This window comes from Sphingomonas sanguinis (assembly GCF_001476905.1).
GTDB classification, from domain to species: domain Bacteria; phylum Pseudomonadota; class Alphaproteobacteria; order Sphingomonadales; family Sphingomonadaceae; genus Sphingomonas; species Sphingomonas sanguinis_B.
This window is the reverse complement of sequence record NZ_LDTE01000111.1, coordinates 12,819-28,868: the sequence shown is the minus strand read 5'-3', so window position 1 is coordinate 28,868 and position 16,050 is coordinate 12,819. Positions and strand designations below refer to the sequence as shown.

Genomic DNA, 16,050 nt, shown 5'->3' with positions numbered 1-16,050 from the left:
TCATGCCCAACAGAATTTACCTTGCGGACGCCGTAAACAACTGGATTCATGGGCGAGTAATCGGCGGCAATAGGCCTGCTCTGGCGGTGTCTGGCGAACGGCAGAGTGTCGAAGCGGACGATGGCGAATGGAAACGACCGCCCATTGACGCATCATTTCCTCGTATTCCAATTCCGTTTTGCATTGCCAGGACTCTGCTTTTGTATCGCCTTGTAAATCGAGGAAAGATGGAAAATATAACTGGGTAGATCACGAGGGCTTCGCGGGCGAGGCGGTGTCGAGCCTTTCGACCGCTTCGGCATCGGAAGCCGCCTTGCGCAGTGCGGCCCAATCGTCTGGTGAATTGCCGTCTTGCAGCATTCCTTTGAAGACCTTGTAGGCATCGGTTTTCGCGCCATAGGTCCGCAGCGTTGTCTCGTCGTTGACCCACGCGAAGATGATGACTTTGGCATTCGAATCATAGCGGAAGAACAGGCGAAAGCGGCCGTTTCCGAATTTCGCGCGGAACCAGTGCTTGTAATCATCGCCCAGGGTTGAGCCTTGCCGGTAGGCGGTCGCTGTCGGGTCTGCCAGAACCGTCTCGAAAACGAGCTTGTTCAATGCGGCCAGAAGCTTGGTGTTTGCGTTTTTTCGGTATTCTTCGGGCTTTTTTGCTTTCAGCAACTCTACGGTCTCGGTCAGCTTTTCCAACTGACCGAGAAAAAGGGGATGCGCAAGGATGGTCCAGCCGTTGATCGTTAACATGACTAGAGCGCGACGGTCCCGTCGATATCGGCATCGAGGTCAACATCGATATCGCCAACCAGCGCCGCCATCCGATCGCGCAACGTAGCGGGTAGCGGGACGACAGAGGTGCCGGGATGCTTGGTCATATCGTGCGCGAGGAATGTCAGGAAGCTATCGACAACCGGATCGCTCATCTCTTCCTCCGCCCTTTCGACATAGACGCGGCGCGCGTCATCAACGACAAACGCGATGCGTCCGCCATAGTCTACGCCTAAGGCCTGCCGGACGGCCTTGGGGACCGTGGTCTGGCCCTTTGCCGTGATGGTGCTTTCTTCTTTCAACAATGCGGCCATGGATCGGCTCCTAACATGATGCTGGGACAAAGTAAGGAAATATCCTTACTTTGTCAAGTGGCAAGTTGGCGCGATGAAGGCGGCGTTGCTGGCTCTACTATCCCAAGCTCTGTCCATGCCCCCGGCATTCTCTGACTTGCCCTTTGTGAGCTGCTGCCGGTTACGCGAGCACTGAGAAGGAGCTTTTGGAAGCGGAGGATATGAATGCAACGACGAAAGTTCGGCCGCGGTTTTAAGTTGGAGGTGGTGAAGGTAGGGTGCCGCGCAATGAGGGACGTTGTCTGATCGTTTTTCGAGCGGCTGCTTTGCGATTTCAATAGCAGTATGCTTAAGGCAAGAAGTCTTAATTGAGCCTCCGCATATCGATCGTTCAGAAATGACGTATTGGCCGGGATAAATCGTCATATCTGACGATTTTGATTGTCGGCAGCGATGTTTTCAACATGCGGTGATCAAGAACCGTAAAGGGGAGCGACTTTGCTACACTCGAGCCGCGGTCTCTCCGCCCTTTGGCTGGCGGAGAAACCCAGCAAGCTCCCTGAGAGTGAGAGGGCTGGGGGAGTTTCCGTGACGGGTTGAGGTCGAGAGAGAGGCTCCCGGTGCCCGTCGTGGAGATGTCCCATGAACATGCAGGTGCTCGAAGCCCGCCGTGACGCCAGCGGCGGTTACAAGGTCGATGTCAGCCGCGGCCAGAACATCGGTCGCGTCTCGTCCGAATGGTTCTCGCGTCCCAATGACGAGCGGTTCCTGTCGCTTGGCGAGCTGGCCGATGCGGTACGCGGCCGCGCCGAGCGCAGCCGAACCCGTCTCGTCGAAACGGCGCTGATCCATGTCGAGGCGAACCGCACCAACCCTGAACGGCTGTCGCTGATCCTGCCGGGTGCCGAAGCCCCTGTCGCGCCGACACACTGGAGCTTCGGTCAGCTGGCCGCCCAGGTCGGCGCGCCCGCCGCCTATCTGCGCAATCTCCCCGCGGCGCTCGCCGGGATCAACCTGCAATATGGCCTGACCTCGAACCGGGCCGAGCAGATCAAGACGCTAGAAACCGACGACGGCCGCGTCGAGTTGCGCGCTGTCACCGGCCCCGACTATGGCCGTATCTACGATTATGAACTGGTCGAGGCGGTGCAGCGCATCGCCGGCAACGGCACGGGGGATACCCGCTGGAAGGTGCCAGGCGTGCTCGACTGGTCGACGGGCATCTATAACCCGCGCCTCGACATCACTAAGGACAGGACGACGCTCTATGCCAGCGACCGTGACGTGTTTCTGTTTCTCGTCGATGATCTGAACCCGATCGAGGCCGGCAGGCTGCCCGATGGATCGCCCGATCTCTTCTTCCGCGGCTTCTATTGCTGGAACTCGGAAGTGGGGGCGAAGACGCTCGGCATGGCCAGCTTCTACCTCCGCGCGGTCTGCCAGAATCGCAATTTGTGGGGTGTCGAGGATTTCGAGGAGATCAGCATCCGGCACAGCAAATATGCCGCCTCCCGCTTCGCCCATGAGGCGGCCCCGGCACTCCTGAACTTCGCCAATTCGTCTCCGGCCCCATTCGTCAACGGTATAAAGGCCGCGCGCCAGCGGATCGTCGCTCGCACCGACGAGGATCGCACCGACTTCCTCCGGCGCCGTGGTTTCTCCAAGGCCGAGACCGGCAGGATCATCGACACGGTACTGGCCGAGGAAGGCAAGCCGCCGGAATCTATCTTCGATTTCGTGCAAGGCATCACCGCCGTCGCGCGGGACAAGCCACATCAGGATGCCCGCCTCGACATGGAGGCCAAGGCGAAGAAGCTGCTCGATCGCGCAGCGTGATCTACACGGAGCCGGACATGCGGATTTCCGTGTCTCCGGCTCCGGCTGATCGGGAGTCAATCATCCGCAGATTGGGAGGGGCGCCCCCCGCCGAAGTTTCCGCCTGGGCGTCCCCGTGGCGCTGCCCTCCAAGAGTGAGAGGGCGGCGCTTCGCTTCGTGACGGGTTGAAGGTCGAGAGAGAGGCTCCCGGCTGCCCGTCGCGGAGTAAAGACCATGGCAAGTGCCGTTCAGAAGATCACCCTGTCGTCCTCGCGCGACATCCCTTTCAACAAGCTGGTGCTGAGCCAGTCGAACGTCCGGCGTATCAAGGCTGGGGTCTCGATCGAGGACCTGGCCGAGTCCATCGCCCGACGCGGCCTGATCCAGTCGCTGCACGTCCGGGCGGTGCTGGATGCCGAGGGCGTCGAGACCGGCATGTTCGAGGTGCCGGCCGGCGGGCGCCGCTTCCGCGCGCTCGAACTGCTGGTGAAGAGCAAGCGCCTGAACAAGACCTCGACCGTCCCGTGCGTCGTCAGCGACGCGGCAAGTGGCATCCTGATGGAGGAAATCTCCTTCGCCGAGAATGACGAGCGTGTTCCTCAACATCCCCTCGACCAGTTCCGCGCCTTCCAGGCAATGCGCGACAAGGGCATGAGCGAGGAGGCTATCGCTGCCGCTTTCCTGATCGACGTCAATGTCGTGAAGCAGCGCCTCAAACTCGCATCCGTCTCCCCCGTGCTGCTGGACGCCTTCGCGGAGGACGGCATGGAGCTGAAGCAGCTCATGGCCTTCACCGTCTCGCAGGATCATGCCCGCCAGGAACAAGTCTGGGAGGCCGTCCGCAATAGCTGGCAGAACGAGCCATGGCATATCCGGCGCGCGCTGACCGAGAAGACCGTCCACGTAGCTGACAAGCGCGCCGTCTTCGTTGGCGTCGATGCGTATGAGGCTGCAGGTGGCGTCGTCCTGCGCGATCTCTTCGAGAGCGACAATGGCGGCTGGCTGCAGGATGTCGGCTTGCTGGACCGGCTGGTGGCCGAGAAGCTGAAGATCATCGCTGACGAGGTGGCGAATGAGGGGTGGAAGTGGGTCGATGCGGCCGTCGAAATCCCCTACGGCATCACCCACGGTCTGCGTCGAGTCACGCGCGACGTTCTTGACATGAGCGACGAGGAACGCGCGACCCGCGACGCGCTGGAGGCTGAACTCGACGCCCTCGTCGCCGAGTATCAGGGCGGAGACGACCTGCCGGATGCGGTCGATCAACGCCTCGGCGAGATCGAGACGGCGATCGAGCAACTCGACGATCGCCCAGTCATCTACGATCCGGCGGAGATCGCCATTGCCGGCGTCTTCGTCACGATCGACGCGAACGGCGCACTCAGGATCGATCGCGGCTATGTCCGACCTGAGGACGAATTGCCGGTGGAAGCGGCAGGCGACGGTGAAGGGGCAGATGAAGACGTCGATCCCGACACCGGCGAGATCCGCGAGCCCGCCATCCAGCATGCCGTCATCACCCTCGGTGGCCAACGTGAGACAGTGGATGAGGACGATGACGACGGTATCAAGCCGCTTCCCGAACGCCTCGTCACCGAGCTGACCGCGCACCGCACGCTGGCGCTGCGCGATGCCGTCGCCAGCCATCCGCATGTCGCCATGACGGCGCTGCTGCACAAGCTCTTCTCGGATACCTTCCTGCACCGCTCGGCGACCGGCGTACTGGAGGCCAATGTCCGGCGGGTCCACCTCCCGGTGCAGGCAGACGATCTAAATGAGAGCGCATCGGCGAAGTCCGTCGATGACCGGCACGAGCGCTTGGGCGATCATGTCCCTTCCGATGACGATGCACTGTGGGATTGGCTGACCGCGCTCGACAATGACAGCCGCATGGAACTGCTCGCCCATTGCGTCAGCTTCGGGATCAATGCGCTCTACGAGCGGCCCAATCCCTATAGCGGCTCTGGCGTCAGCGCGCATGGGCTTGAGGTCCGCATGGCTCAGGCCGAGCGGCTGGCACGCGCCACCGGCCTCGACATGGTGGCCGTCGGTTGGCGACCAACCGTCGGCAACTATCTCGGCCGCGTCACCAAGGCGCGCATCGTCGAGGCGGTGCGTGAGGGCGCGGGCGAGCGGGCGGCCCAGCTCATCGACCATATGAAGAAGGGGGACATGGCAAAGGAGGCGGAGCGTCTGCTGGTCGATAGCGGATGGTTGCCCGAAGCGCTGCGCCCGGCCGATGCTGACGGGGGGCGGTCGGCGGTCATGCCGGTCAGGATGCCGGCGACGCGGCACTCCCTGCCTTCCTCTCTGACGATGGGGAGGACGAGGAGCCGATCGAGGAGGACGAGCAAGCCCTGCTGGCCGCTGAATGACCAGGCCCGGCGGGGAGCATTCCAGTTATCCCCGCCGGCGCCATTCCTTTCCGTCATCCTTAGCCCAGCCCAAGTTTCAGAGATTGCGTGGCGACGCCGCGCAGGCCGGGCTCTCTCGTTTCAGGAGACTGTGATGAGCATCCCCGATTACGCCCGCACCAACTTCCAGACGCTGCTGCGCGCGGCCGCCGACGGCAATCTGGCCCTCATGGAATGCCTCGACGCTGCAGACCACGTTTCTCGCTACGTCATCTGCGCTGTTGGCCGCGACAGCGGCGACTATGTCTTTGTTCCGTTCGGCCATCTGGCGGACGGCAATCCCTACGACGCCTATTTGCCGCCTGATCCTGCCGATCCCGGCGGCTTCATCCAGCCTGACGGGCGGTAGAAAGATCATTGACCACGAAAGCGCCCACCTCACGGTCGGGCGCTTTTGTCATGTCAGGACGGTCAGAGGGAGAGGGGTGCCGGAACGGGATTGAGTCCGGGCGGTCGAGAGAGAGCGTCGCGCGGGCTTTGTCCCTTCCGCTCTCCCGAGGTCTGATCCCATGAACATGCTGTCCCCCGCGTCGGCCGCGCCGCGCTCGCTTGCCCCCTCAACGGGCATTCTCTCCGCTGCAAACCACCTTATGCCCTCCCTCGAACGCGGCGAGCCCATTGATGCTGCGATCCTGCGCTCCGCGCTGGAAGCTGTCTTTGGTGCATCCGATGCGTCGGGGACCTGGGACTGGAAGACGGCTTACGAGGCGTGCGAAGTCGCCACCGTCCTGTTCCTGCGAAAATACGGAAAAGCGCTCTTCCGCAAATCCGCATCTCCGGCTGCACGGTTGTCCGTGCTGACGAAGATCGCCGGCCTGATGCCGACCCACACCCGGCGGTCCGAGGAGTCTCAGGCGCTCCAGCAATTCTCGACGCCGCTGCCGCTCGGCCTGGCCGCGCTGACCGCCGCCGCGATCGGACCGGACGATCGGGTTCTCGAACCCTCGGCAGGCACCGGCCTTTTGGCCATCCTCGCGCAGATAGCGGGCGGGTCGCTGATCCTCAACGAACTGGCCGACACCCGCGCCGATCTTCTCGCCTCCCTCTTTCCTTCTATCGCCGTCACCCGGTTCGACGCCGCGCAGATCGACGATCATCTGGAGGCTTCGTCCGTCCCGTCCGTCGTGCTGATGAATCCGCCCTTCTCGGCGATGGCGCATGTCGCCGGTCGCGTGCAGGATGCGGGATTCCGCCATATCGCCTCGGCGCTGAACCGGCTCGCGCCCGGCGGTCGCCTGATCGCCATCACCGGCGCCAATGTCGGCCCGGACCTGCCGGACTGGCGCGATGCGTTCACTGCCCTGCAGGCGCGCGGCCGTGTCGTCTTCTCCGCTGCGATCGCAGGCGCGGTCTACTACAAGCACGGCACCAGCTTTCCGACACGGCTGGCCGTCATCGACAAGCAGCCCGCCGACGATCCGACCGTATTCCCGACCTCGCCGGGCTTGGCGCCGGATGCTGCAACGTTGCTCGGCTGGATCGAGGCCCAGGTTCCGCCCCGTCCACCCGTAACGCTGCCTGCCCAGGTTCGAGCGGCCGCTACGGCACCGAAGTCCGTGCGCGGCTATCTCGCTCGTTCGGTTGTCTCGCGCCCGGCCGCCGCCGCTGCCGATCCCGAGGGCGTCGAACTCGCTTATGAGACGGTGGACTGGTCGGCACCGGAAAACGGGCAACTCACAGAAGCGATTTATGAAGAATACGGATTGCAGTCGATCCGTATTCCCGGCTCTCAGGCGCATCCGACCAAGCTGGTCCAGTCGGCCGCGATGGCTTCGGTCGCGCCGCCGAAGCCGAGCTATCGTCCGACGCTCCCCGATAATATCCGCGCACTGCTCTCGGACGCCCAGCTTGAGACCGTCATCTATGCAGGCGAGGCCCATGGCGATTATCTCGCAGGGTCATGGACAGTCGATCCCACTTTCGACCTCGTCCAGGCAGCCCCCGCCGACGCTCCGAACGCGGTGCGCTTCCGCCGGGGCTTCATGCTCGGCGACGGCACGGGTGCAGGCAAGGGCCGCCAGTCGGCCGGGATCATCCTCGACAATTGGCTGCAAGGGCGGCGCAAGGCGGTCTGGATCTCGAAATCCGACAAGCTGATCGAGGATGCACAGCGCGACTGGTCGGCGCTCGGCATGGAGCGCCTGCTGGTCACGCCGCTGTCGCGCTTTCCGCAAGGCAAGCCGATCGTGCTGACCGAAGGCGTCCTATTCGCAACCTATGCCACGCTACGCTCCGACGAGCGTGGTGAGAAGGTTTCCCGCGTGCGCCAGATCGTCGATTGGTTGGGCTCCGATTTCGACGGAGCGATCATTTTCGACGAGAGCCATGCCATGCAGAATGCCGCGGGCGGCAAGGGTGAGCGCGGCGACGTCGCCGCCTCGCAGCAGGGACGTGCCGGGCTTCGCCTCCAGCATGCCTTGCCAAACGCGCGCATCGTCTATGTCTCGGCGACCGGCGCGACGACCGTCCACAATCTTGCCTATGCCCAGCGGCTTGGGCTCTGGGGCGGGGAGGACTTCCCCTTCGCTACGCGCGCCGAATTCGTCGAGGCGATCGAGGATGGCGGTGTCGCGGCGATGGAGGTTCTGGCCCGCGATCTGCGTGCGCTCGGCCTCTATACCGCCCGTTCGCTGTCCTATGACGGTGTGGAGTACGAGCTGGTCGAACATGCGCTGACAGACGAACAGCGCCACATCTACGACGCCTATGCCGGGGCGTTCGCCATCATCCACAACCATCTGGATGCCGCGATGCAGGCTGCCAACATCACGGGTTCAAACGGCACGCTGAACCGTCAGGCCAAGTCCGCTGCGCGCTCGGCCTTCGAAAGCGCCAAGCAGCGCTTCTTCGGCCATCTCCTGACCAGCATGAAGACACCGACCCTGATCCGCTCGATCGAGGCGGATCTCGAGGCGGGCCATGCCGCCGTCGTGCAGATCGTCTCTACCGGCGAGGCGTTGATGGAACGCAGGCTGGCCGAAATCCCGACCGAGGAATGGAACGATATCCGCGTCGACATCACACCGCGCGAATATGTCCTCGACTATCTGGCCCACTCCTTCCCGGTCCAGCTCTATGAGCCGTACACTGACGGCGAAGGCAATATGTCGTCGCGGCCCGTCTATCGCGAGGGCCAGCCGGTCGAGAGCCGGGAAGCTGTTGCGCGCCGCGACGAGCTGATCGAGCATCTGGCATCGCTTCCCCCGGTCCCCGGCGCGCTCGACCAGATCGTCCAGCGCTTCGGCACCGACATGGTGGCCGAGGTGACGGGACGGTCACGGCGCATCGTCCGCAAGGGCGACCGCTTCGCCGTGGAGAACCGCGCGCCCTCGGCCAATCTCGCCGAGACCGCCGCCTTCATGGATGACCTCAAGCGCATCCTCGTCTTCTCCGACGCCGGCGGCACGGGCCGGAGCTATCACGCGGAACTGTCAGCGAAGAACCAGCGGCTGCGCGTCCATTATCTCCTCGAACCGGGCTGGAAGGCCGATGCCGCCATCCAGGGGCTCGGCCGCACAAATCGGACCAACCAGGCGCAGCCGCCACTCTTCCGCCCGATCGCGACCGACGTGAAGGCGGAGAAGCGCTTCCTCTCCACCATCGCCCGGCGGCTCGATACGCTGGGCGCGATCACGCGCGGCCAGCGCCAGACCGGCGGCCAAGGCCTGTTCCGGCCCGAGGACAATCTGGAATCGCCTTACGCCCGCGACGCGCTGCGCCAGCTCTACCTCCTGATCGTGCGGGGCAAGATCGAGGGATGCTCACTGGATCGCTTCCAGTCCGCCACCGGCCTCAAGCTGGTGGACGACAATGGCATCAAGGACGACCTGCCGCCGATCACGACCTTCCTCAACCGCCTGCTGGCGCTGACCATCGAATTGCAGGGCATTCTCTTCACCGCCTTCGAGCAATTGCTCGACGCCAAGGTGCAGGGGGCGATTGCCAGCGGCGTCTATGATGTCGGGCTGGAGACTCTGACGGCGGAGAGCTTCGTCGTCACCGACCGCAAGGTGATCTACACCCACCCGGGGACCGGCGCGGAGACCCGTCTGCTGACCATCACCGAGAAGCGCCGCAACCGGCCGATGACGCTGGCGGACGCGCTGGCCTATGCCGATAGCGACGGCGGCAGGCTGATGGTCAACGCCAAGTCGGGCCGCGCGGCCGTGCGCGTGCCAGCCCCCTCGCTGATGCTCGACGATGGCGAGATCGAGCGCCGCGTCCGGCTGATCCGGCCGATGGAGCATTCCCACGCTTCGTTGAAGATGATGGCCGACAGCCATTGGGAAGAGACCGCCCGCGAGACCTTCGCCGCCGTCTGGAACCGCGAATGCGCCGAAGTGCCGGAGTTCGAGGATACCACCATCCACATCGTCGCCGGACTGCTCCTGCCGGTGTGGAAACGGCTGCCGAACGAATCGACGCGGGTCTATCGGCTCCAGACCGACGATGGCGAGCGCATCATCGGTTGCCGTGTCTCTCCGGCCTGGGCCGCCAACGCTGCATCGACCGGCACGGCGACCCTTTCCGCCGAGGACGCGCATCGAGCGCTCCTCGACGGCCGTACCATCCTCGACCTCGCTGATGGTCTCCAGCTCCGCCGTGTCCGCGTCATGGGCGCCAACCGGATCGAGCTGACCGGCTTCACCGAGGCGATGCGTGAGCGCCTGCGCTCCTACGGCCTGTTCACCGAGATCATCTCGTGGAAGCTGCGCTTCTTCGTGCCCGTCGATGCGAATGGCGTGGCGGTGCTCGAAAAGCTCCTCGCCACCTTGCGCATCGCCGAACGGGAGGCCGCATGATGGCCCGTGACGATGCTTCCGATCTGGCGCAACGTCTCGGCCGGCAGGCCGAGGCAGTGTGCCGCGAATATCTGTCGAACGGCCGCCGCCAGGGCAACTACTGGCAGGTCGGCGATGTGCGCAACGCGCCGGGCCGCTCGATGTATGTCCGGCTCAAGGATACTGTCAAAGGTCCGGCGGGCAAATGGACCGACGCGCAGAGCGGGGAGCATGGCGATCTGCTCGATGTGATCCGCGAGAGCCTGGGCCTGATCGATTTCGCCGATGCCGCCAAGGAAGCGCGTCGTTTCCTCAGTCTGCCGCATCCCGAACCGGAGCCGACACCGAAGCTGTACGCCAGCACACCAGCGCCGTCAGGCTCCGCCGAGGCGGCACGGCGGCTCGTCGCCATGTGCAGACCGATCGGCAAGTCGCTCGTGGAAACGTATCTGCACGGACGCGCCATCACGGATTTGCACGGAACCGCAAACCTGCATTTCCACCCGCGCTGCTATTATCGGCCCGATGATCATGGCCCGACGGAGCAATGGCCTGCGATGATCGCCGCCGTCACCGATCTCTCCGGCCGGATCACCGGGGCGCATCGGACCTGGCTCGCCCCTGACGGTTCGGGGAAGGCGCCGATCGACACCCAGCGCAAGGCGATGGGCGATCTCCTCGGCAACGCGGTCCGCTTCGGCATCCCCGGCGATGTGATGGCGGCGGGCGAAGGGATCGAGACCATCCTGTCGGCGCGGCAGGCGATCCCAGGGATGGCGATGGCGGCCGGGCTGTCCGCCGCCCACCTCGCAGCCATTCTGTTCCCCGAGACGCTGCGACGGCTCTATATCGTCCGCGACAACGATTCCGCGGGCAATGGCGCGCGAAAGAGCCTGGTCGAACGGGCAGACGTGGCCGGGATCGAGGCGATCGTGCTCACACCGAGGCTCAAGGACTTCAACGAGGATCTCGGTCACTTCGGCACGGACGCGCTCCGCGCTATGCTCCGGGTCCAGCTCGCCCCCCTGGATGTTGCCCGCTTCATGGCTCTGGTGGCAACGGCGAAAGAGAGCACAATGGCGGGGTGATCGTCATGCCCACCCGGATGCTCCAACGCCGGGAGAGGACCGCGCCTTGGCCTTCGAGAGGGCGATCGGCCCATAGTCGGGCCGGGCAGGCAATGGCTGCGCCCGGCTATTTTCCGCCGTGCTCTGCCACCCCACGCGCCAGGCCGCGTGGGGACCCCGTCTGTCGCACTTTGCATCGCGAAGCAAAATAGCCGGGCTTCGCCATCCTCCGCTCTCGCTTCGGCCCGGTGCTCGCGCACCGGGTGCAGGCCCGTCCCGCCCATGGGCTTCGTCGCCATGAAGGCCGCGACGGTCGCGGTCCACCGACGGAGCATCCCATGAGCGCGCATGACGATTACGAACCCCACCACGAATCCTCACCCACCGACCATATCCTCCAGGAACTTCAGCTCTACGGCCACCGCCCCTTCGAGGACGAACCGGACCCGCGCCCACTCCCGGAAGGCAACCGCGTCGCCGGCGCTATCGCCGACATCTTCGACGCCCTGATCTCCACGCTCGAAGACACCCGCCTCGAACCCGACCTCGACGATCTCCTCTGGTCGACGGTCAATCTCTTCCACCGCGCCACCGACCGCATCGAACGCGAGCTGGACGACAATGAGCAGGGCCAGCGCCGCCTTCAGCGCGAACAGGATGGCAGCGAGGTGAAATCGGTCGAGTTGGAGCGCCTGACCGCCGAGGGTCAGACCTTGCTGGAGCGCCGCGACGCCTTCGAACTGATGCGCGATCAGGCCGCCGAACATTATCACCGCCAGACCGGCTCCAGTTGGCGCCCGCGGACCGGCTCAATGGTCAACCATCGCAACCTCACCGCGGCGATGATCGACAGTCGCGATTTCCTCGCCGCCAAACGTCGCGCCGAGACCGAGGTGATGCTGCCATCAGGGCCGAAGATCGCCTTCTCCGGCGGCGACGTCGCAGACCACAAGCCAATCTGGGCCAAGCTCGATCAGATTCACGCCAAGCACCCCGACATGGTGCTGCTGCATGGCGGTTCGCCCAAGGGCGCCGAGAAGGTCGCCGCCCGCTGGGCCGACCACCGGAAAGTGCCGCAGGTCGCCTTCAAGCCCGACTGGACGAAACACGCCAAGGCCGCCCCGTTCAAACGCAAAGACGCCATGCTGAACGTCCTGCCGATCGGCGTCATCATCTTCCCCGGTACGGGCATTCAGGACAACCTCGCCGACAAGGCCCGCAAGCTCGGTATCCCCGTCTATCGGTTCAAGACGGGCGACGCGTAAGCGCCGCCCTTTCATATCGGCTTCAATCGAAATTCATGAAAGGGATCTTTGCGTAATCGAAATTCATTGAATGGTATCGATTTTCATGGAATGCTCCGGCCGAAAGTCAATTTTCGGGACCGGGTATCGAATTTCATGGAGCATGGGCAAAGAAAGGCGTTTCCAGGGGAAGTCACGGTTTTTCACGGGCGTGGGATGCCCGAAGCCGCTGTTCCCGTCGGTTACGCTGCCCTGATCGATGCCTATGACCTCGCCGTGCCGATGCCGATCACGTTGGCTGCCATCGGCCCGCGCCACAAAGTCTACCAGGCCGAAGGCTGGGACGTCTACACGCCGCGCCACCAGCCCAAAGACGACCTTGCCGGACATCTTACGTTCGCCCTTCGGTATGAAGGGCTCGATCTCGCCGTCCTGAAGGCCTTGTTCCGGGGCACGGGTCCCGAACCTGTCTCCGCTCTCGTGCGAGCGGCGCCGACGGGCGCCTATGCCCGGCGACTGTGGTTTCTCTATGAATGGCTCCTCGACGAAAGACTCGATCTGCCCGACGCGACGCAGGGCAGCTACGCCCAGGTCGTCGATCCAAAGCGCCAATGGGCAACGGATGGGACGAATTCGACGCGCCATCGCGTCAAGAACAACCTACCTGGCACATCCGCCTTCTGCCCGCTGATTTTTCGCACGCCCGCGCTCGACGCCTTCGTCGCGCGGAACCTAGGCGAGGAAGCCAGACGGATGATCGCCGAGGTTCCAGCCGACCTACTTGCCCGGACCGCGGCTTTTCTACTCCTCAAGGATTCGCGCTCCAGCTTCCAGATCGAAGGTGAGCACCCGCCGCACGATCGCATCCAGCGCTGGGGCCAGGCGATCGGCGAGGCTGGTCGCCGCCTGGTGGACCGCGCTGAGTTGGAGCGATTGCAGCGCATCGTCATTGGCGATGCGCGCTTCGTTCATCTCGGGCTGCGGGAGGAGGGGGGCTTCGTCGGCGAACACGATCGCCTGGCGGGTACGCCGATCCCCGACCACATCAGCGCCCGGCATCAGGATCTGCCCTCGCTCGTCGAAGGACTGGCCGCGTTCGATCGCACCGCCGCCCGCCAGCTCGATCCGGTTCTCGCTGCCGCGATCCTCGCCTTTGGCTTCGTTTATGTCCATCCCTTCGAGGACGGAAACGGCCGCCTGCACCGCTATCTGATCCATCATGTCCTCGCGACGCGCGGATTTAACCCGCCAGGCCTCGTCTTTCCAGTCTCCGCGGTCATCCTCGACCGTATCGATGCCTATCGCGCCGTGCTCGAAAGCTATTCGCGTCGTCTCCTGCCGCAGGTCCGCTGGCGGCCCACAGACCGCGGTAATGTCGAAGTGCTCAACGATACCGCCGACTTCTACCGCTTTTTCGACGCGACCCCACACGCGGAGTTTCTCTTCGAGTGCGTCGCTCGCACCATCGATGTCGATTTGCCCGCCGAAACCGCGTATCTGCGCGCCTACGACACGTTCAAGGGCGATGTGCAGCGGATGATCGACATGCCCGATCGCCTGTTGGACCTTCTCTTCCGGTTCCTGCGCCAAAATGACGGCCTTTTCTCCAAACGCGCCCGCGCCAAAGAATTCTCCTCGCTCACGGACGAGGAAGTCGAACGGATCGAAGCGATCTATTCGGGCCTTTCGCTGCCGCTATAATGCCGCGACGTTCGGTATGCGCACCATAACGACGTAGGTCCCGGCGCGTGTGCGTCCAGGGCTTGCCCCAATCAACGGTGATGTCCTGACCCTAGCGGCTGCGGCAGGAAAAGCTGGAAGTACGCGCGTCGCAATAATTTCATCGGAATTGGCCGCATAAGCTTGGGGGGAGGCGTTGCCCTATGGGCCGCGCTTTCGGCTGCGCCGGAGTCACGCCTGCGCCGTGTTTCCGCCATTCGGCTTCAATCGCTAACGCTGGCGGCAACTGACTGGCTCGTCACGATCCAACTATTCATCCGTCTTTCTGATCCGCGCTGGGGGATCAACATCAGCGCCTTCACCCTGCGTGGTGAGTGAGCGACCAGGACGCAGCAACGTCCGTGACATGCGTCTTCCCGCCTCCGTTGGAGAGGCGGCGGACCACCCCCGCTTCATGAGCGCCATTCCTTGGTCCAGCCCTGGGCCTGACGCCATCAACCCATAAAGGGTCGGACTACGCATGCGCGTGCCGCCGCTCCGGCTGCGCCTCCACGGTGATTGCGGCCCATGGCCGAACACTTCGGGCGCCTGTCAGCGGGGGATGGTCCTCCGCTCGGAACAGGAGCCGGATCGATGTCCCTCAAGACGTCCGCCGATCGCGCCAATCAGGCGTTCGTCCTCGACCTGATGGAGAAACGCCGCGGCGGTTTCTACCAGGCACCCAGCTACACCACGAATATCGCCCGCCAGTATAATTGCGGCGTCACCGCCACCTCGGTCGGCAACGAGGGCACGCAGAGCGCCGTCGCCAATTCGCCGTCGGTCAGCGGCCCGACGGCGCTCGCCAACGGCAATGACGCCGACACGGTCCTGAACGGTGGCGGACGGCAAGGCGGCAACCGCGCGGAAAGCTGGCAGTCGAACCGTGGCATGGTCTCTGCCGGCGTGACCGGTTCCGCGGGACCAGCCGATCTCGCAGAACACGATGATCTATGCCTGCTACCGCATGGGCTATCGCGGTCGCCAAGCCGTGAATGGTTTTCGCGGGCTCGCCTCGACTTGGGCCAATGAGCCCGAATGCTATCAGCCCGACTGGATCGAGATGGCGCTCGCTCATGTCGAGCGCGACGAGGTGAGGGGGGCGTATAACGCAGTGCTTTATATTTCCCCGCGCCGGCGCATGCTTGAGGACTGTGCCAAGTTTATCCAGCGTCACCTGAGCGCGGCGCCCGTGGCCGATGAGGCTTTGGACGTGGGCGAAAGCAGCAGGCAGGGCTGGCTGCTCGAAGCCAGCCCTGCCTGACCGATTATTCGCCCGACAGATGCGCGGCCGCAGCGCTCTTGGCGGCCTTCACGCCCTTGGGCTTGGCCGTCGTTGTCACCTTGGCACCCGGCTTGCGGCCGAGGCCGATCTTCTTGGCCATCACCCGGCGGCTTTCCGAATAGGTCTCGGCGACCATCGGATAGTCGGACTTGAGGTTATAGCGCTGGCGATATTCCTCGGGCGTCAGGCCGTTGGTGGCGAGGTGGCGGCGCAGCGTCTTGTAGGGCTTGCCGTCGATCATCGAGATGATGTGGTCCTTCGAGGCGAGCGACTTCCGCACCGAGACAGCTGGCGTGTATTCAGTCGTGTCGACGACGTCTGCTGCCGCCGTCTCGCCGCCGCCGGCCAGCTTCAGGATGGCGCTGTGCATACTGCCCAGAAAAGCCGGGATCTGTTCGGCATCGATGCGGGTATTGGGATTACCCAGCCAGGCAATGGTCAGTTCGGTGGCGAGTTCGACCGCATGCGCGGTATCGGTGATGGTTTCGTCAGCCATGGTCTATCCAGATGGGAGTGGCGGGAAAGTTCAAACGCTGCGCGGTTCCGCAGAACCGTAAACGGCCATGTCACAGCAACGGTCTTGCAGCAGCAATAACGACACGGCGTCAAGCGACTATTTGTTCCGATATACGGCCAATGTGTTTCATCGCGTCACCATGTAAAATG

12 protein-coding genes are annotated in these 16,050 nt (G+C 63.9%); 9 read left to right on the top strand and 3 right to left on the bottom strand.

From position 1 onward, the window contains the following. Nucleotides 1-248: hypothetical protein (locus SB4_RS20205; RefSeq protein ID WP_206598018.1), on the top strand; the 248-nt coding region annotated here is incomplete at its 5' end. A gap of 1 nt (nucleotide 249) precedes the next feature. Here the strand turns inward: SB4_RS20205 and SB4_RS15495 are convergent. Then, nucleotides 250-744, bottom strand: coding sequence for a type II toxin-antitoxin system YhaV family toxin (locus SB4_RS15495; protein WP_058753293.1), 495 nt, complete (start codon nucleotides 742-744; stop codon nucleotides 250-252). A 2-nt stretch (nucleotides 745-746) separates the two neighbouring features. Next, nucleotides 747-1,079: a type II toxin-antitoxin system PrlF family antitoxin gene (locus SB4_RS15490; protein ID WP_058753292.1), complete on the bottom strand. Its 333-nt coding sequence runs from the start codon at nucleotides 1,077-1,079 to the stop codon at nucleotides 747-749. Between the two features lie 621 nt (nucleotides 1,080-1,700). Here SB4_RS15490 and SB4_RS15485 point away from each other — a divergent pair. From SB4_RS15485 to SB4_RS20420, 8 genes are all read left to right on the top strand, one after another. Beyond that, nucleotides 1,701-2,894 carry a hypothetical protein gene (locus tag SB4_RS15485; RefSeq protein ID WP_058753291.1) on the top strand — a complete coding sequence of 398 codons (1,194 nt, stop codon included), beginning with the start codon at nucleotides 1,701-1,703 and terminating at the stop codon, nucleotides 2,892-2,894. 214 nt (nucleotides 2,895-3,108) lie between these two features. Beyond that, entirely contained in the window at nucleotides 3,109-5,637 is a 2,529-nt protein-coding gene (locus SB4_RS15480) for a DUF6117 family protein (protein WP_275044990.1), read from the top strand. 160 nt (nucleotides 5,638-5,797) lie between these two features. Further along, a complete protein-coding gene (locus SB4_RS15470) occupies nucleotides 5,798-10,090 on the top strand; it encodes a bifunctional class I SAM-dependent methyltransferase/DEAD/DEAH box helicase (RefSeq protein WP_082670225.1) in 4,293 nt (1,430 codons plus the stop codon). Further along, nucleotides 10,090-11,157: a DUF7146 domain-containing protein gene (locus SB4_RS15465; protein WP_193753846.1), complete on the top strand. Its 1,068-nt coding sequence runs from the start codon at nucleotides 10,090-10,092 to the stop codon at nucleotides 11,155-11,157. Before SB4_RS15470 ends, SB4_RS15465 begins: the two co-directional genes overlap by 1 nt. A gap of 317 nt (nucleotides 11,158-11,474) precedes the next feature. Continuing rightward, complete coding sequence (locus tag SB4_RS15460) at nucleotides 11,475-12,401, top strand: DUF2493 domain-containing protein (protein ID WP_058753287.1); 927 nt, start codon at nucleotides 11,475-11,477, stop codon at nucleotides 12,399-12,401. 66 nt (nucleotides 12,402-12,467) lie between these two features. Further along, a complete protein-coding gene (locus tag SB4_RS15455; RefSeq protein ID WP_241488644.1) occupies nucleotides 12,468-14,081 on the top strand; it encodes a Fic family protein in 1,614 nt (537 codons plus the stop codon). 612 nt (nucleotides 14,082-14,693) lie between these two features. Continuing rightward, nucleotides 14,694-15,131, top strand: a complete 438-nt coding sequence (locus SB4_RS19770; RefSeq protein ID WP_153006269.1) for a hypothetical protein — start codon at nucleotides 14,694-14,696, stop codon at nucleotides 15,129-15,131. A 31-nt stretch (nucleotides 15,132-15,162) separates the two neighbouring features. After that, entirely contained in the window at nucleotides 15,163-15,363 is a 201-nt protein-coding gene (locus SB4_RS20420; RefSeq protein WP_241488643.1) for a hypothetical protein, read from the top strand. Nucleotides 15,364-15,367: 4 nt separating this feature from the next. Here SB4_RS20420 and SB4_RS15445 read toward each other — a convergent pair whose 3' ends face one another. Next, the gene (locus SB4_RS15445; RefSeq protein WP_058753286.1) at nucleotides 15,368-15,880 is read right to left on the bottom strand and encodes a Ros/MucR family transcriptional regulator; all 513 of its coding nucleotides are present in this window, start codon (nucleotides 15,878-15,880) and stop codon (nucleotides 15,368-15,370) included. Nucleotides 15,881-16,050: the final 170 nt, after the last annotated feature.